15 protein-coding genes are annotated in these 16,693 nt (G+C 70.0%); 6 read left to right on the top strand and 9 right to left on the bottom strand.

The features are described from left to right. Positions 1–16: 16 nt before the first annotated feature. The gene (locus tag IFU30_RS00655; RefSeq protein ID WP_197977347.1) at positions 17–400 is read right to left on the bottom strand and encodes a hypothetical protein; all 384 of its coding nucleotides are present in this window, start codon (positions 398–400) and stop codon (positions 17–19) included. Between the two features lie 181 nt (positions 401–581). On the opposite strand from IFU30_RS00655, the gene IFU30_RS00660 reads away from it, so the two are divergent. Continuing rightward, a complete protein-coding gene (locus IFU30_RS00660) occupies positions 582–1,994 on the top strand; it encodes an aminopeptidase P family protein (protein WP_192003970.1) in 1,413 nt (470 codons plus the stop codon). 131 nt (positions 1,995–2,125) lie between these two features. After that, on the top strand, positions 2,126–3,604 hold the full coding sequence (locus IFU30_RS00665; protein ID WP_192004735.1) for a SulP family inorganic anion transporter: 1,479 nt from the start codon (positions 2,126–2,128) through the stop codon (positions 3,602–3,604). Between the two features lie 21 nt (positions 3,605–3,625). On the opposite strand, the gene IFU30_RS00670 is transcribed toward IFU30_RS00665, so the two are convergent. After that, complete coding sequence (locus tag IFU30_RS00670; protein ID WP_274498837.1) at positions 3,626–3,970, bottom strand: type II toxin-antitoxin system PemK/MazF family toxin; 345 nt, start codon at positions 3,968–3,970, stop codon at positions 3,626–3,628. Then, on the bottom strand, positions 3,967–4,224 hold the full coding sequence (locus IFU30_RS00675; protein WP_159876470.1) for a CopG family ribbon-helix-helix protein: 258 nt from the start codon (positions 4,222–4,224) through the stop codon (positions 3,967–3,969). Before IFU30_RS00675 ends, IFU30_RS00670 begins: the two co-directional genes overlap by 4 nt. A 201-nt stretch (positions 4,225–4,425) precedes the next feature. Here IFU30_RS00675 and IFU30_RS00680 point away from each other — a divergent pair, with 201 nt between their 5' ends. Then, positions 4,426–5,511 carry an NYN domain-containing protein gene (locus tag IFU30_RS00680; protein WP_079704288.1) on the top strand — a complete coding sequence of 362 codons (1,086 nt, stop codon included), beginning with the start codon at positions 4,426–4,428 and terminating at the stop codon, positions 5,509–5,511. 91 nt (positions 5,512–5,602) lie between these two features. On the opposite strand, the gene IFU30_RS00685 is transcribed toward IFU30_RS00680, so the two are convergent. Continuing rightward, complete coding sequence (locus IFU30_RS00685; protein ID WP_192003971.1) at positions 5,603–6,886, bottom strand: M18 family aminopeptidase; 1,284 nt, start codon at positions 6,884–6,886, stop codon at positions 5,603–5,605. Between the two features lie 63 nt (positions 6,887–6,949). On the opposite strand from IFU30_RS00685, the gene IFU30_RS00690 reads away from it, so the two are divergent. Then, positions 6,950–8,314, top strand: coding sequence for an LssY C-terminal domain-containing protein (locus IFU30_RS00690; RefSeq protein WP_236555309.1), 1,365 nt, complete (start codon positions 6,950–6,952; stop codon positions 8,312–8,314). Continuing rightward, positions 8,311–8,808: a ribosomal maturation YjgA family protein gene (locus IFU30_RS00695; protein ID WP_192003972.1), complete on the top strand. Its 498-nt coding sequence runs from the start codon at positions 8,311–8,313 to the stop codon at positions 8,806–8,808. The genes IFU30_RS00690 and IFU30_RS00695 overlap by 4 nt, the downstream gene beginning before the upstream one ends. Positions 8,809–8,816: 8 nt before the next feature. Here the strand turns inward: IFU30_RS00695 and IFU30_RS00700 are convergent, their stop codons facing one another. The 4 genes from IFU30_RS00700 to IFU30_RS00715 form a co-directional block, all read right to left on the bottom strand. After that, the gene (locus IFU30_RS00700; RefSeq protein WP_192003973.1) at positions 8,817–9,104 is read right to left on the bottom strand and encodes a hypothetical protein; all 288 of its coding nucleotides are present in this window, start codon (positions 9,102–9,104) and stop codon (positions 8,817–8,819) included. Between the two features lie 69 nt (positions 9,105–9,173). Further along, complete coding sequence (locus IFU30_RS00705; RefSeq protein WP_192003974.1) at positions 9,174–10,034, bottom strand: DUF429 domain-containing protein; 861 nt, start codon at positions 10,032–10,034, stop codon at positions 9,174–9,176. A 125-nt stretch (positions 10,035–10,159) separates the two neighbouring features. Beyond that, positions 10,160–11,692 (bottom strand): S1C family serine protease, encoded by a 1,533-nt coding sequence (locus IFU30_RS20790; RefSeq protein WP_342450777.1) that lies wholly within the window; start codon positions 11,690–11,692, stop codon positions 10,160–10,162. Between the two features lie 143 nt (positions 11,693–11,835). Further along, a complete protein-coding gene (locus tag IFU30_RS00715; protein ID WP_342450778.1) occupies positions 11,836–12,417 on the bottom strand; it encodes a TetR/AcrR family transcriptional regulator in 582 nt (193 codons plus the stop codon). Between the two features lie 93 nt (positions 12,418–12,510). Here IFU30_RS00715 and IFU30_RS00720 point away from each other — a divergent pair, with 93 nt between their 5' ends. Then, entirely contained in the window at positions 12,511–13,134 is a 624-nt protein-coding gene (locus IFU30_RS00720; protein WP_192003977.1) for an NAD(P)H-dependent oxidoreductase, read from the top strand. On the opposite strand, the gene IFU30_RS00725 is transcribed toward IFU30_RS00720, so the two are convergent. Continuing rightward, the gene (locus IFU30_RS00725; RefSeq protein WP_192003978.1) at positions 13,109–16,642 is read right to left on the bottom strand and encodes a TM0106 family RecB-like putative nuclease; all 3,534 of its coding nucleotides are present in this window, start codon (positions 16,640–16,642) and stop codon (positions 13,109–13,111) included. The genes IFU30_RS00720 and IFU30_RS00725 overlap by 26 nt on opposite strands. Between the last annotated feature and the right edge of the window lie 51 nt (positions 16,643–16,693).

The raw sequence follows: 16,693 nt of genomic DNA on the forward strand, positions 1-16,693 counted from the left end.
GCCCGTCCTGACCGGCTCAGGCGGCGGCGATCTCCCGACAGACGCTGACGTGGGCCTGCCCGTCCGGGCCGATGAAGTCCTCGGTGAGGACGAACGAGCCGTCCTCGGCGCGGGAGATGATCGAGCTCGCTTCGCCGCGCGTCGTCAGGTCGCCGGCACGGTTGCGGTGCACGAACGAGATGTCGATGCGTTCGCCGGCGCGCACCCCGCAGAACCGTCCGACGGAGACGGTGTCGCCGACGTATTCGCCCCACAGCACGCCGTGCGTCTCGTGGTAGACGAATCGCGTGGGCGCGTCGGCGTCGACGACGCTCGCGGACGACGACACCATGTCGAACACCTTCGCATCGAGGTTGAAATCGAGCGTGGCACTGGTGCCGGTGTCGGCGGTTCCTGTCATGCCGTCATTCTGCGGAGGCGTCCGAACAGGTGTCAACCTGCCGACGATCCGTCCATCCCGTCCATCACCTGAGCCGGTCAGACAGGACGAAACGCCGGATCTGACGACACCGACGAGATGTTCCGCTGGCTCCAGGCGTCGCAGCTTGACGGCGTCCACCGCGGGTGGCTTACTGATCTCCATGTGTCCAGACAGCCTGCAGTTCCGCGACCCCCGCACCCAGCCGCTCCCCCGGGACGACGCGTTCCGCGAGTACCTCGCGACGAGCTGGGGTGCGGTGGACCGCTCCGTCGACCTCGCCGAGGGTGCCGGCGCAGCCGCCGGGCGTCACCGCGACGTCGTCAGCGCGCAGTTCCCCGGCCGGTGGCTCGTGGTCACCGCGGGACGCGCCGTGACGCGCGCGAACGACACCGAGTTCCCGTTCCGGCCCGACAGCGACTTCGTGTGGCTCACCTCCTGTCAGGCGGAGGGCGCCGTCCTCGTCATGCGGCCGACCGCCGGTGGGCACGACGCGACGCTGTACCTCGCCGAGCCCGTCGGTCCCGGTGAGGAGGCGTTCTACGCCGACGCCATGCGCGGCGAGCTCTGGATCGGCCCGTCCGCCGGACTCCCCCAGTGGGCGGAGGCGCTCGGCATCGAGGTCCGCTCGCTCGAGGTACTGGACGAGTCCCTCGCCCTCGTACCCGCCGACGCGCTCCGCGCAGGCGCCCCGGAGCCCAGGGTCGACGGTCGATTCGCGGCGTCGCGAGCGCTCCTCATCGCCCTGTCCGCCGCGAAGCTCGTCAAGGACGACTGGGAGATCGCGCAGCTCCGCGCCGCCGTGGACGCCACGGTGGGCGGGTTCCGCTCGGTCGTGCGCGAACTGCCCGCCGCCATCGAGTTCGGCGGAGAACGCTGGTTGCAGTCGACCTTCGAGCGCCACGCCCGCACCTTCGGCAACGGTGTCGGGTACTCGACGATCATCGGCAGCGGACCGCATGCTCCCACGCTGCACTGGACGCGCTGCGACGGTCCGGTCCTCCCCGAGCATCTCATCCTCATGGACGCCGGCGTCGAAGCCCGCTCGTTGTACACCGCCGACGTCACGAGGACCTTCCCGGCGAGCGGGTCCTACACCGCGGCCCAGCGCGAGGTCCACGACCACGTCGAGCGGGCCCACCGCGCCGCGATGTCGGAGGTGGGCCCCGGCCGGTCGTTCATCGACATGCGGAACACGGCCTACGAGCAGATCGCCACGAGCCTCCGCGACCTCGGCATCCTGCAGGTGTCGGTCGACGAGGCGATGTCGCCGAACGGCCAGCAGCACCGCCGCTACCTGCCGAGCGGCACCGGCCACCATCTCGGACTCGACGTGCACGACTGCGCCCGCATCGGCGACGAGCGGTACCTCGACGAGCCGTTGCAGCCGGGCGCCGTCCTGACGGTCGAACCCGGCCTCTACTTCCACGCGAACGACCTCACCGTGCCGCCGGAGCTGCGCGGTATCGGCGTCCGGATCGAGGACGACCTGCTCGTGACCGCCACCGGCCACGAGGTGCTCTCCGCAGCACTCCCGATCAGCGCGGACGGTCTCGAGGCCTGGTTGCGGAGCTGACCGACGGTTCACAACTCAGGACGGTCGCCGCGTGTCGCGACGCGCCCCTCCGGCACCAGCAGCGACTCGCCCGGTGCGTCCTGCATTGCGAACGAGCCTAGGCTTGCACGGTGAGTCAGCCCGACGCCCCCATGCGCACCGCCGTCCGCCCGAGCCCGGGCGTCATCGCGACCCTGCGGAACCCCAGGGCCTTCAGTGTCGAGATCCTCGCCGGGATCGTGACGACGCTGGCGCTCATCCCCGAGGTCATCTCGTTCTCGATCATCGCCGGCGTCGACCCGAAGGTCAGCCTCATCGCCTCCGTCGTGCTCGCCATCTCGATGTCGATCCTCGGCGGGCGTCCGGCGATGATCACGGCCGCCGCGGGAGCCGTCGCCCTCGTCGTCGCGCCGCTCGTCAAGGAACACGGCGTGGAGTACCTGCTCCCCGCCGTCATCCTCGCGGGCCTCATCCAGATCGTGTTCGGCGTCACCGGTCTCTCCCGGCTCATGCGGTTCATCCCCCGCTCGGTGATGATCGGGTTCGTCAACGCGCTCGGCATCCTCATCTTCGTCGCCCAGGTCCCCCACCTGCTCGGCGTCCCGTGGCTCGTCTACCCGCTGTTCGTCATCACGGTGCTGATCGTCCTGCTGCTCCCCAAGCTCACGACCGCGGTGCCGGCGCCACTCGTCGCCATCGTCGTCGTCACCGCGATCACGATGATCGCGCACGCCGCCGTGCCGACCGTCGGCGACCAGGGCGACGTCTCCGGCGGCCTCCCCGGCCTGACCGCGCTGCTCGTGCCGCTGAACCTCGAGACGCTCGGCATCATCTGGCCGACCGCGCTGAGCGTCGCGTTCGTGGGGCTCATGGAGACCCTCCTCACAGCGAAGCTCGTCGACGACATCACCGACACGACCTCGTCGAAGGGGCGTGAGTCGTGGGCCCTCGGCGTCGCCAACATCCTGGCCGGTTGGTACGGCGGGATCGCCGGCTGCGCGATGATCGGTCAGACGGTCGTGAACGTCAAACTGGGTCGAGCTCGGACGAGGATCTCCACATTCGTCGCCGGCGTCTTCCTCCTGCTGCTCGTGACCGCGCTCAGCCCGGTGATGGCGCAGATCCCGATGGTCGCGCTGGCCGCCGTGATGATGATCGTCGCCATCAAGACCGTCGACTGGCACAGCGTGCGCCCGGCGACCCTGCGACGGATGCCGATCCCCGAGACGGTCGTGATGGTGGTGACCGTCTCGGTGGTCGTCATCACACACAACCTCGCGATCGGCGTCGCTGCAGGAGCCGTCCTCGCGATGGTGCTCTTCGCGCGGCGCGTGGCCCACGTGATCCGCGTCCGCCGGGTCCTCGCGGACGACGCCGCCTCCGTCCGCTACAGCGTCATCGGCCCCCTGTTCTTCGGCAGTAGCAACGACCTGGTCGAGCAGTTCGACTACGCCGCCGATCCTGCGGAAGTCGTCGTCGACTTCACCGCCTCGCAGATCTGGGACGCCTCGAGCGTCGCCGTCCTCGACGCCGTGCAGGAGAAGTACGCCGCACACGGCAAGCAGGTCGTGTTCACCGGACTCGACGAACGCAGCTCGGCGTTCCACGGAAAGCTCACCGGCCACCTCTGAGCCGATCGCTCCGGCACCACCTCAGAGGTGCAGCACTCGCCGGAGCCCCGCGTCCAGATCCAGTGACAGGGTGACGGGAACCCTCCCGGCGGCCGGACCGAGGTCGTCCTCATCGAGGGTGAGCAGCTGCGTGGTGTTCACGACCGAGTCCTTCGGCAGGCCGGAAGCCGTCGCAGGGAGGAACACGTTGCCCGGGAGCTCGGCGAGCGCCGTGTTCGACGTGACGACCGCGACGATCACGGTCCGGAGTGCGCTCCGCGTGTAGGCGTCATGTTGGACGACGACGACCGGGCGCCGACCGGCGGGCGCACTCCCCCGTTCGCGAGGGCCGAGATCGACCCACCGGATGTCACCGCGGCGGATCACCAATCGTCTCCGGCAGTGAGTTCGGCAAGGCGGTCGCGTCCGGCCGCGGCGACGCCCCGTGCTTCCTCCGCTGAAGCGACTCCCGCACGCCGCAGCGCGGTGTCCACTGCGTCAGTGAGACCGGCGGCATCGGTCTCGTCGAGATACCGACTCGCCGCCGCCGCGAAGAACTCGGACCGGTTGACACCGAGCTCGGCGGCGCGAGCCTCGACGCGGGTGAACAGTTCATCGGGCAACGAGATGGCGGTCTTCACAGGTGAGAGTATAACCGGGTATAACTTGGGTTGCGACCCTGGGCTGAAGATGTCGACGGCGTGACTGGGCATGCGACCACGGTACGCAGCCCAGGTCGGTCACGGCCTGGCCGGCGCAGCAGCGGTGGAGAGGAGCCCCGCAAGCGGGGCTGTGGAGGACTGAAGTCGCCGATTCGCGGGCCACCAGAGGATGATGGAGTCATGGCAGAAACCGGAACGCCCAGAGTCGCGGTCTACATCGACTTCGACAACATCGTCATCTCGCGCTACAACCAGCTCTACGGGAAGGCGGCGTTCAGCCGGGATCGCGCGCGGTCCCACGTGCCCTCCGCCGCACCCGAAGGCGACGAGATCTCCGAGCGCCTGCAGGCCGCTCGCGTCGACGTGGGCGCCATCCTCGACTACACCTCGTCGTTCGGGAACATCGTCATCAGCCGTTCCTACGCCGATTGGTCCGAGCCGGTCAACTCCGCGTATCAGAAGGACCTCGTGGACCGCGCGGTCGACCTGACGCAGATGTTCCCCACGACGAAGGCAATGAAGAACGGTGCCGACATCCGCCTCGCCGTCGACGTCGTCGAGGACCTCTTCCGCCTCCCCGACCTCACGCACATCGTGATCGTCGCAGGCGACTCGGACTACATCTCCCTCGCGCAGCGCTGCCGACGCCTCGGACGCCACGTGATCGGGATCGGTGTCGCCGGTGCGACGAGTCGTGCGCTCATGGCGGCGTGTGACGAGTTCTCCGACTACGACGACATCCCCGGGATCGTCCGGCCGGTCGTCACGCGCACGCCCCGGACCCCTGCCGCCGTCGAGAGCACGGCGGAGGTCTCCCCGGAGGAGGCGCCGAAGTCCGCGCCCAAGTCCGGCGGGCGTCGTCGCGCCTCGTCCGGGTCCACGCCGACGGCCGAAGCGCCGGTCGCCCAGACACCTCCCCGCATCGGCGGCCTCTTCACTGAACCGGTCTTCAGCCACCGCGACGCCGACGACCTGGACGACACCGACGAGGAGACCGCGGACCCCTCCGGCCCCGACGCACAGCGTGCGGCGACCGAGCTCCTCGTGCGCGCGCTCCGCCTCGTGCACGCCAAGAACGACGACGAGGACTGGCTCCTGAACGCCGAGGTGAAGAACCAGATGATCCGCATGGATCCGGCGTTCAAGGAGAAGCCGCTCGGCTACCGCTCGTTCAGCGACTTCATCAACTCGCGCTCCGACCTCGTCGAGGTGAACCCGGACGCGAGCCCCGACGGACGTCGTCTGCGACTGCGCGAACTGGGCTGAGCCCGGCCCGGTAGCAGGAGATCAGCGCCGGAGCAGGACCGTCCGCCTTCGGATGTCCTGCTCCCGCGCGGATCTCCTGCTGCGGCGCGGCTCAGGCGCCCCGGAAGAACGCCTGGACCGCTGCGCTCAGAGCGGTCGGATCGTCGATGTGGCACAGCTCGCGGGCGGAGTGCATCGACAGCAGCGGCGTCCCGACGTCGACCGCCCGGATGCCGAGCCGCGTCGCGGTGAGCGGGCCGATGGTCGAGCCGCACGGTACCGTGTTGTTCGACACGAAGTCCTGTGAGGCCACACCTGCGGCGGCGCAGCTCCGGGCCCACAGTGCGGCCCCGAGGGCGTCGGTGGCGTAACGCTGGTTCGCGTTGATCTTGAGCAGTGGCCCGCCACCGGCGATCGGACGGTTGGCCGGGTCGTGGCGCTCCGGGTAGTTCGGGTGGATCGCGTGGCCGGCATCTGCTGACAGGCACCAGGAGGCCGCATAGGCCTGGAGCCGTTCGGACGTCGTCGCGCCCAGTGATGCGCCGATGCGGGTGAGGACGTCGTCGAGGAACGGACCGCTGGCACCGGACGTCGAGGCCGAACCGAGCTCCTCGTGGTCGAAGGCGGCGAAGACCGTGATGTGTCCGGCGTCGTCCGTCGCTCCCCCGTCGCTCGCGGCCAGCAACGCCGCGAGTCCCGCGTGGACCGAGGTCAGGTTGTCCATGCGTCCGGCGGCGAACAGCTGACCGTCGAGACCGAATCGCCGAGGCTCCTGGGTGTCGGCGACGAGCACGTCGTACCCGGCGATCGCGCTGGGGTCGACACCTGCGATCGTCGCCAGGTGCGCGAGCACGTCGGCGTGGGCGAGGTCGCCGACCCCGTACACCGGCTGCAGGTGGCGCTGACGATCGAGGACCAGGCCGTCGTTGACACCTCGATCGAGGTGCACGGCGAGCTGCGGGATGCGCAGGAACGGGCCGGTCCGGACGAGGTGCACGGTGCCGTCGAGCGTCACCAGGCGTCCGGCGAGTTCGAGCTCGCGGTCGAGCCAGGAGTTGAGGAGCGGACCCCCGTAGACCTCCACGCCGGCCTGCAGCCACCCGTGAGCGCCGGTCGTCGGCTTCGGCTTGAGCTTGAAGCTCGGCGAGTCGGTGTGCGAGCCGAGGATGCGGAACGGCGTCGTGGCGTGGGCCTGCTCGGGCTGCGCCCAGGCGATCACCGCGCCCTCGCGTTCGACGAAGAACCGGCCGGCGCCGCCGTCCCAGGACTCGGTCTCGAGCCGCCGGGTGAAGCCGGCCGCCGTGAGGCGCCGAGCACTCTCCGCGACCGCGTGATACGAGGTGGGCGAGGCGACGATGAAGTCGGCGAGGTCGGTGATGTGGGCGACGGAGTCCATCCCACCATCCTCCCACCACCCACGCACCCGGCACGTGGATGCACCAGGCCCTACCCTGGACGGGTGACGAAGACCCGCAGCGACCTCATCGGGCCCGCAAGCGGCCTGTCCGAGGATCGTCGCGGACGGATCGCACGCATCGTCGACGGTTGGTTCTTCGCCTTCGGCACGGCTGCGGCCGTCTTCCTGGCGTACGTGCTGCTCACCGAGGCGTTCGCCCGCGGTTGGGCCCAAGCCTGGTTCATCCTCGTCATCTACCTCGTCATCGCCTACCTCATCCTCCCCCGCCTGCACACCGTGCTGTCGCGCGTCTACCTGCCCGACTACTTCATCGGACGCACTCGCACGCGCGAGGGCATCCTCGGTGATCCCGTGAACCTCGGCCTCCGTGGTCGGGAGGAGCAGATCCACATGGCGATGCTCTCGGCGGGCTGGACGCTCGCCGACGACCTCGGCCTGCGCGCGAACCTCCGGATCGTGACCTCGACGCTGACCAGGCGCAGCTACTCCGAGGCACCCGTCTCGTCGCTCTACCTGTTCGGTCGTCCCCAGGCGTTCTGCTACCAGCAGGAGGTCGACGGCAGTCCGGGGAAGCGGCACCACGTCCGGTTCTGGCCGACCCCCGAGGGCTGGCTGCTCCCGGGCGGCTACCAGGCGGATTGGCTGGCCGCCGGGACGTACGACCGATCGGTCGGCATCAGCGTCTTCACCCTGCAGGTGACCCATCGGATCGCCGACGACGTCGACGACGAACGCGATCACATCGTCGCGTCGATCGCGGCCGCGGACCTCGGGGCGTCGACGTCCGTGATCGACAACTTCTCCACCGGCTACCACTCGCGGAACGGCGGAGGCGACGCGATCGTCACCGACGGCGACCTGCCGATCATCGATCTCAGCGCCGTGGTCGTGCCGCCGGCGGCGACCCTGCCGGCCGCCGACGCTCCCCCGACGCGCTCCCTCATCCGGGCCGGCGACCCGCGGCCCTTGGACACCACCGTCGGCGTGGTCCTCATGGTCGTCGCGGCGCTGTCCACCGTGCTCTCCGGCGCCCTCCTGGTCTCCGATTGGAAGCAGGTCATCTCGGAGGCCCGCGCGACAGCCGCGACGGCTGACGACGTCGTCCTCATCCCGTGGGTGGTCGGGGCCGTGCTGGCCCTGTCGGCCGTGGTGACGCTCTGCTACCTCGTCCTCGCCTGGCGGGTCCATCGGGGAGGCAATCTCGCGCGCCTGCTCGCCATGACCTTCAGCTCGACGTCCATCGCCACCCTCGCCGCGAGCTATGTCGCCGGCGCCGGCGGATTGACCCTGCAGACCAACCTGATCGGCTTCGCGGTCGACTGTTCCATCATCCTCGCCCTCTCCGGAACCGAGGCCCGTGACTGGGCCCGTGGGCGACAACGACGCACCCGGAGGACGAAAGCATGACCGACGCACCCGACCAGACGGACGAGGGGCCGCGCCCCGCCACCTCGCTCAAGCGCGCGCTGCTCCTCGGCGCAGCCATCATCACGATCGTCGCCGGGCTGACGGTGCACTGGTCGGTGGCGGCAGCCTGGGCGAACCCCGTGACCAACGCGCTGTACACGGTCCTCGTCGCGCTCCTCCTCGCCTTCGCCGCCCCACGGCGTCCGCTGTGGCAGATCGCCCTCGGCGCGTTCGTCTTCTCGGCGGCGATCGAGTGCTTCCAGGCCACGGGCGTGCCGGCCGCACTCGCCGACCAGTGGCCGCCCTCGGCACTCGTGCTCGGCACGACGTTCATCCCCACGGACTTCATCTCCTACGCCCTGGGCGCGGCGGCGTTCCTGTTCCTGTCGCTCGCCATGTCGCTGCTGATCCGCTGGGTTCGCAACGACATCCTCGAGCGACGCGCACGCGCGGAACGGGAGACACGGCGCCGATCGGGCTCAGGACCCGCCTGACGGGTGCCCTAGCCGCGAGTCGTCTCCCCGTACTGGACGTGCTCGAGGTCGAAGACGGCCTCCGCCAACGCCGACCTCGCCGCTTCGAACTCGACATCGTCGGGGTGGCCCACCACCCGTGCGTGCTCGAGGTGCCAGGTGGCACTGCGCAGGAGTTCGACGGTCGTCGGAGCGGGGGAGGGCGCCCGCGTCGAGGCCGCAGGTGACGCGTCGGCGTTTGCCGCTCCGCCGGGGACGAACTCGATCGTATTCGATTCCTTTGGAGCCTCGGGCTGAGCGTATTCCTTCTTCTTCATATGTCCTTCATTGAGATCGTGGTTCGTTGTGGTTTGCCGGGAGATCGGCTCCACTGGCGGCGAAGATGCCTATTGTGGAGACGAAGTGATATATGCCGAGATGGGAATGCCCGGTTTCGAGCGCTGTTCGGGTCGCGCCATCGCGAGGAGCGTCGGAACGCGCCCACGGTCGTCCGGAGCATCCGAGGCGCCAAGGACCTGGAACCGTTCGAGCCCCCAACGGGACCAGGCGGATGCCGTCCACGCGCAGATGGCCGCATCGATGAGGTCCTCGCGGTGCTTGTGCGCCGATTCCTTCAGCGGCGACGGTTCCGCGACGAGGAGCGCCGTCACCGGGTGGGTGTCGAGGTCGAGTGGCGGAGTCGCCGAGGTCAGCGCCTGCAGGCGCGAGACGAGGTCGTCGCAGACCTCCGCGCGGCGTCGCCGTCGCTCGGCGACAGGGAGACCGGGGTCGAGGCGTTTGTAGCGGGGCCGCGCATCCGGGTACCCGAACTCTTCGGCACCCACCAACGTGGTGTGGGGATAGGCCTCGAAGAACACGACGGCATCCGCCGCGGGCGTGCTCAGTCCGTCGAAGTACTGGAACCCCGCCGCCTCCAGCGCAGAGAAGAGCGCGACACCACCGAGCGCGGGCAGGCCGAGGTTCGACGGGTAGGCCGAGACCTGCCAGCGCCCGTACCGCTGGCCGACCTCGCGTTCACAGAGACGCATGCCGGTCTCGTTCTGGACCAGCAGTGGGGCGTCGACCGCGATCACGGAGCCCGGTGAGGCGGTGGCGACGATCCAGGCGACGACGGCGTCGATCCCCACGGCCCACCCGGCCTCGATGACGGTCCCGGTCTCGTCGATGCACACCAGTCCCGACTCGTTCGCCGCGCGGGAGCCGGTCCCCTCGCCCCAGGCGAGGTCGACTCCGAGGAAGCGGGTCACGAGCGGTTCCTTCCGGTGGACGCGGCGAGGCACCGCCTCCCGAGCCTACTGGTCAGACGTCGACGACTCCTCGGATCCGGCGGCGGGCCGGAGGTGAGGAGTCGTCGAGCGTCCCGAGCGCGCGATCAGCCGACCGGGCCCTCGATCAGCGTCACGTCCGCGGTCTGGGAGGTCCCACTCGCCGTGGTCCAGGTGACGGAGACCGTCTGACCGGGCTCGAGCGTCGCCATGGTCGCCGTCAGGGTCTCCGCGGAGTCGATGGCGACACCGTTGAGGCCGGTGATGACATCGCCGGCTGCGAGGCCGATCGACGCCGCCGGCGTGTTCTCGATCACCGAACCGACCACGGCACCCGGCACGGTCTGGGGTGCGCCGGACGCGGCCAGACCGATCCCGATGAAGGCCGGGTAGCCGATCGAGACGGTGTCGGTCGCGACGCCGGTACGGATCTGGTCGACGATGGACAACGCGTCGTCGATCGGGATGGCGAATCCGTCGATGTCGGTCCCACCGGAGGAGGCAGCGGTGTCGACGCCGACGACCTCGCCTTCCGAGTCGTAGAGCGGCCCGCCGGAGTCGCCCGACTGGATGTCCGCGTCCGTCTGGATCAATCCGGTCAGCTGCTTGCCGGCCCCGGTCGTCTCATCCTGGACCGTGATGTCCTGGTCGAGGGCGGTGACGGACCCGTCCGCCGCGCTGGGTGTCCCACCCGTGCCTCCCGCGTTCCCGACCCCGGTGACGGCGTCACCGACGGCTGCGCCGCCGTCGTCGTCGATCGCCACGGTGTCCAGTCCCGAGGCGCCGTCGAGCTGCAGGAGCGCGACGTCGTTCGTGGCGTCCGTCCCGACGACGCGTGCGTCGTACTTCTCCCCGGTCGCCACGACGGTCACGACGATGCTCGTCGCTCCCGCGACGACGTGGTTGTTGGTCAGGATCTGGCCGTCCGCGGTGAGGATCATCCCGGTTCCCGCGGCGGCGGCCCCCTGGTAGGCCAGCTCGGTGTCGATGTCGACGACTCCCACGGACTCCGCGGCGGTGGCGCTCCGGGTGCTCGCCGTCGCGGCATCCGGCGTCGCCTGCTGCGGGCCAGGCTGGCCACCGGGAGCGCGGAAGCTCTGACCGCCCTCGTCCGGCACCGTCTCCGTCACCTGTGAGGAGGCGGCGACGCTCTGGAACGCTCCGGCCGCCAGCGAGGCGAGGCCGAGGCCACCGGTCACGAGGGACACCACCGTGGCGGCTGTCGCGGCGGCGATGATCCAGCCGATGGGCTGCTTCTTTGCCGTGGTCGACGGCGGCTGGGGGATCGTCTGCTGTCCGTACGGCTGGGGCTGCCAGGTGCCGGAGGGCGCGTACTGGCCCTGGCCGGCGGCGTACGGTCCGTACTGACCCTGCGGGCCCTGGTGATGACCGGGCCACACGTGACCGCTCGTCGCGTGGGGAGCCGTGGCGTAACCGAACGGCGTCGTGGGCTCGCGTCGTGGACCGCCGCCGGTCGTGTTGCCGGGGTAGCCGGCCGGGGGAGTGACGTCCGCCCCGGGCTGGGGCTGATACGAGCCGGTGGGCGGCTGGTACGGGTCGGGTGCGGGCGACGGCTGCTGCGCTTGCGTGCCGTCCGCTGGTCGCGACTCAGGGCGTTCTGGATCTGGGGTGGTGTTCACGGGGATTCCTCTCGGCGGGGGTGCTGAGATCATCTGACTCCCACAATCCGAGTGAATCGTCTGGTTCGACCATGAACGGCCTCTGAGCTTCCCGACCGTTTCCCGGATGATGATCGTGCAAACGCTCCATGCGGGACGCCACCTCAGGGTCGCGTGAGCAACGCCTCCAGCGCGGGTCGGGCCGCCGCCTCGGAGATGTGTCCGGCGACGACGAGTTCTGCGAGCCCGTGGACCGCGGCCCAGACCGCCGTGGTCAGAGCGGCGATGACCTGCGGCTCGGCGCCGGGCGCCAGCGACGCCGTCGTCTCGGCGAGCAGCGCTTCGACGCCACCGATGAGTGGCGCCATCGCCTCGCTGGGCGAACCGGGGACACAGACTTCGGGGTCGTAGATCAGGCGGAACCGCTCCGGATGCTGCGCCGCGTAGTGCACATACGTCGAACCGATCCGGACGGCCGCCTCCTGTGGGTCTCGACCCGCCGTCGCCTGCCGCTCCTCGCGCATGGCGTCCAGGAGCTCGGCCATGCCGCGTTCGCTCAACCGTTTCAGGAGCGCGGTGCGGTCGCCGAAATGGTGGTACGGCGCGTTGTGACTGACCCCGGCACGGCGTGCGACCTCTCGCAGGCTCAGCGTGGCATGGCCCTGCGTCCGCATGAGTTCGAGCGCAGCGTCCTCGAGCGCCGGCCCGAGGTTGCCGTGGTGGTACGCCGTCGTCGATCTTGACACAAGCAACATCGTACCCGTAGAGTCGGTTCCGGCCGGAAGTGGACAGTGTCCAGATTCTTGGCACTGTCCAGACCTACAACTGTTGGAGAACTCATGCCCGCCCTCGTCATCGACGGACACCCGAACCCCGGGTCCCTCTGCGCCGCCCTCGCCACGAGCTACGCGGAGGCGCACGGCGACGCGACCGTCCTCGCCGTCCGCGACCTCGCGTTCGACCCGAACCTCCGCCTCGGTTACACCCGCCGTCAAGACCTGGAGCCCGACCTCGAACGGGCGTGGGAGCAGATCCTCGCCGCGAACCACATCGTGATCGTGGCTCCGGTCTGGTGGGGATCGGTGCCCGCGCTGCTCAAGGGCTTCTTCGATCGCCTACTGCTGCCCCGTCGCGCCTACCGGATGAAGTCGAACGGCCTCCCTGAGGGGCTGCTGGCGGGCCGTACCGGTCGGGTGATCGTCACGTCGGACTCGCCCTCGTGGTACCTGCCGCTCGTCGGCGACACGACGGTGAAGCAACTCCGTACCACCACCCTCCGGTTCTGCGGGATCAAGCCCGTCGCCGTGAACCGGTTCGGTCGGGTGAAGGATTCGACCGTGGAGCAGCGTCAGCGGTGGCTCGCGAAGGCGGCGCAGAACGGGCGCACGGACGCAGCGCGACGGAATCCTCGCCCCTCCACAGCCCCGGCGGAGCTGGTCAGTGGCCGTCGACCAATCGGATGAAGGCGCTGAGCTCGGCGACACCCTCCGGCGTGACCGGTAGGTACTCGGTGAGCGCGGGGGAGTGCACGAGGTACGCCGCCCACTGGGCGCGGGAGATCCCGACGTTCAGTCGGTTCTTCATCAACAGGAACGACATGCCCCGCGGGACGTCGGCGGGGGAGGACGCGGCCAGCGACACGATCGCGATGACGGCCTCCTGACCCTGGAACTTGTCGACGGTCCCGACGCGCACCGCGTCGAACCCGGCCGCGTCGAGCGTCGCACGGACGACGGCGACGTGGGCGTTGTAGGGACAGACGACGATGATGTCGGCCTCGCTCACCGGGTCGTCGATGCGGCCGGCATCCGGATCGGTCCAGCGGAGCCCGATGCTCGACCGGACGAGTTCGGCGACGCGGTCGGCCTCCTCCTGCGAACTCGTCGCATTTCCGACGTGGTGGACCGGGACGACGTGCAGTCCCGGCGCACGACCCTCCAGACGCCGCTTCGTCGTGGCCGCTGCTGAGCGCAGCTCGCCACCGTACGACAAGCGCGAGACCGGCTCGGTGACCGCGGCGTCCATCCGCCAGGTCTCGTGGAGGAAGTAGCCGAGTTCCGGAGGGAGGACGTCGCGACCGTCGGCCACGAATCCGAGGGCCGAGGTGTCGATCGGTTCGGGATGCGTCCCCTGGCTCACCTGCGGCAGCTGCTGCGGGTCGCCCAGGAGCAGGAGGTTCCGCGCGGCGACGCTCGCCGCGATCGTGTACGCGAGCGAGAACTGGCCGGCTTCGTCGACGACGAGCAGGTCGAGCGACCTCCGGTCGAACCGGTTGGGGTTGCTGAAGTCCCAGGCCGTGCCGCCGATGACGAAGCCGCCGGCCTGCTCGGCCATGAACGCGCCATGACCATTGGCCGGAAGGACCGTGTAGCCGCGCTCCGCATCCGGGTCGGCACCGGATCGCAGGGTCTTCGCCACGAGCGCGGGAGAGAGCCCCGCCTTCACCACACGCTCGAGGAGGTTCTCGACGACGTCGTGCGACTGCGCCACGACCCCGATCCGCCAGCCGTGCTGCTGCACGAGGGCCGTGATGACGTGCGAGGCGACGTAGGTCTTGCCGGTTCCGGGCGGCCCCTGGACGGCGAGCGCCGAGTCGTCGAGGTCGAGCAACGCGGCGGTCACGTCTTCGATCGTCCGTCCGTCTCCACGGTGGGGGAGCGGCTCACCCGAGCTCGTGCGGGGCGGCCGTCGCCGCAGGATGTCGACGACGCCGTCGTCCGGCCACTCCGGAGAGGCGTCGAGGACCGCTTGCCCCCACTCGGCGATCGCATCGACCTGTGTTCCGGGTCGCGGGGGAGGAGACGGCGTGAGCGCGACCGGCAGCTCCGTGTAGGGCTCACGATCCGTCTTGAGCGTCTCCTGGATGAGCAGGGAGTCGTCGTCGACCTCGAGGACCGTGATCTGCCCCGCCGGTCGCGAGCCGGGCTCGGCGCGGGGGAGCGTGTACGGTCCCGGGTGGTCGTAGACCGCGAACGGGTCGGCGCCGACCTTCACACTGCTGCCGGGAGCCCATCGGCCGCGGAGTCGGACGTGACGGCGGTCGCTGCGCTGCCGCCCCTCGCGGAACCAGTCGCGCTCGACGACTCCCGAGGTGACGGTGAAGACGTTCCGGGTGTCCTCCCATTCGTCGCGCGCGGCGATGAGTCGGGAGAAGTGCTCCTGCCAGAACGACTTGTGCTCGCGCCGGTGGTAGTCGATGGCGGCGGCCGCGAGCGCATACGCGGTGGCGTCGGCGGTGCGTTCCGGGTCGAGGGGGTCTCCGGCCAACGCCGTCAGCGCGTCGTGAAGCGGCGTCGGTTCGTCCACGAGGGGCTCGGGTGCGTCGGTGACGAAGGTGCCGGGAAGCACGCCCCGTTCCGCACCGAGGTCGAGCAACCAGTTCCGCAGTCGACGGGTCGACTCGCAGTCGTACGCGTTGTACTCGGCGATCTCCGCGAGCTTCCGTTCGCCTTCGGCGACGAGCTCCGGGTCGTCGCTCCGACTCAGCTCCCGCGCCTCCGCGTAGGCGGTGATGGATGCAGCGGCGTCGGTGACGTCGCTGTCGCGGTGGTCCTCGCCCATGTAGAGCGGCTCGAGCTTCTTGATCGAGTACGACCGAGAACCGACGCGCACCGTCTTCCGGACGAAGGGGTAGAGGTCGAAGAGCACGGCCTCGCGGAGGAGGTCGTCGATCGTGTCCTCCCCGACGCCGTGCCGAGCGGCCAGCGAGAGCAGGTGCGTCCGCTCGTACGCGGCGTAGTGGTACACGTGCATGCCCGGGAACTCGGCACGACGGGCGGTGAGGTAGGCGAGGAAGTCGATCAGGGCCGTGCGCTCCTCATGGAAGTCGTGCGCCCACCAGGATCGGAACCGGCCGTCGGTGTCGACGAGACCGAACAGGTAGTCGATGCCCCACCTCGTGCGGTCGCCCCGGCGGGCGTCGCCCGGCTCGCCCTCGGTGTACAGCGGGTCGCCCTCGAAGTCGAAGAAGACGTCGCCCGGATCGGGTTGCGGCAGGAGTCCGAGCGCCGTGGCGTCGTGCACGCGGAACGCCGGCACGCCGGCGGCAAGTGACGGCTCGAGCTGCAGGTGCGCCTGCTCTCGCAGCGCGGCGAGCGTGCTCTCGGCGATGCCGTCGACCGTCCCGCCGGCGCCACCCGACGGCCCGTGCTGCCCCGGTCGTTCGTTCGATCCGGTGAGCGTGAGCGACGCCAGATCCTCGATCGTGGCGATGCCGGCCGCCAGCAGGCGGTCGCGCTGCGTCAACCGGAGGCCGGCCACCAGCAGGACGTCGCGTGAGGCCGTGATCTCGGCGTCGCACCACGCGCATCGTCCGCAGACGCTGTAGCGCTGGTCGCCCCAGGCCATCGGCCCGTCGGCCTCGAGCCGTTCGGCGACGATCCGCAGCAGGCGCGCACGACGGCGACGGTACACCGGCAGGATGTCGGCCACCGCGTGGGTGCTGACGGTGCCGTCTCCCAGAATGAGGTCGACGTCGTCGTCGACCGGGATCCCGGCCGTCTCCAGCTGCTCCACGTAGGCGGCGAGCTGGAGGAGGGCGGTCACCTTCGGTGAGCGCGCGAGTTTGGTGTCCTGCACGCGATACCGGCCGTCGGGCCGGCGCACGATGAAGTCGGCGAAGCCGATGAACGATCCGTCGAAGAACGCGGCCTGGAAGACGACCGGGGCTCCGTCGCGGAACGCCGTGATCGTCGACTGGACGGCTGCGGCGAGCGCCACCGCGTCTCGGACGTCGGGGCGGTCGAGCTCGACGACGCCGGTACCGAACTCGGCGCGGTAGGACTCGAGGACGCGCAGCTCGTGCTGGTCGCCGAGCTTGGAGGTCCGCATGAGCATCTCGTCCTCGGGCTCGACGATCGGTTCGATCCGACCGAGCTTCGCGTCGACCGTGCGCAGGAAGGCGAACTCGCAGTAGGAGGCGTTGGAGAGGTCGCTGGCGCTCGTGATGGCGGAACCGTCGAGGAGGAACATCGGTGCGGTGGGTGCCTTTCGAGACGACTGCTGCGGGGGCTGGTCCGCCTC

This window comes from Plantibacter sp. CFBP 8798, assembly GCF_014841195.1.
GTDB classification, from domain to species: domain Bacteria; phylum Actinomycetota; class Actinomycetes; order Actinomycetales; family Microbacteriaceae; genus Plantibacter; species Plantibacter auratus.

What these genes read in the sequence shown, in the direction of transcription:
- IFU30_RS00655 (WP_197977347.1), bottom strand. Translation starts at nt 400, where the DNA reads ATGACAGGAACCGCCGACACCGGCACCAGTGCCACGCTCGATTTCAAC.
- IFU30_RS00660 (WP_192003970.1), top strand. Translation starts at nt 582, where the DNA reads ATGTGTCCAGACAGCCTGCAGTTCCGCGACCCCCGCACCCAGCCGCTC.
- IFU30_RS00665 (WP_192004735.1), top strand. Translation starts at nt 2,126, where the DNA reads ATGCGCACCGCCGTCCGCCCGAGCCCGGGCGTCATCGCGACCCTGCGG.
- IFU30_RS00680 (WP_079704288.1), top strand. Translation starts at nt 4,426, where the DNA reads ATGGCAGAAACCGGAACGCCCAGAGTCGCGGTCTACATCGACTTCGAC.
- IFU30_RS00685 (WP_192003971.1), bottom strand. Translation starts at nt 6,886, where the DNA reads ATGGACTCCGTCGCCCACATCACCGACCTCGCCGACTTCATCGTCGCC.
- IFU30_RS00695 (WP_192003972.1), top strand. Translation starts at nt 8,311, where the DNA reads ATGACCGACGCACCCGACCAGACGGACGAGGGGCCGCGCCCCGCCACC.
- IFU30_RS00700 (WP_192003973.1), bottom strand. Translation starts at nt 9,104, where the DNA reads ATGAAGAAGAAGGAATACGCTCAGCCCGAGGCTCCAAAGGAATCGAAT.
- IFU30_RS00720 (WP_192003977.1), top strand. Translation starts at nt 12,511, where the DNA reads ATGCCCGCCCTCGTCATCGACGGACACCCGAACCCCGGGTCCCTCTGC.
- IFU30_RS00725 (WP_192003978.1), bottom strand. Translation starts at nt 16,642, where the DNA reads ATGTTCCTCCTCGACGGTTCCGCCATCACGAGCGCCAGCGACCTCTCC.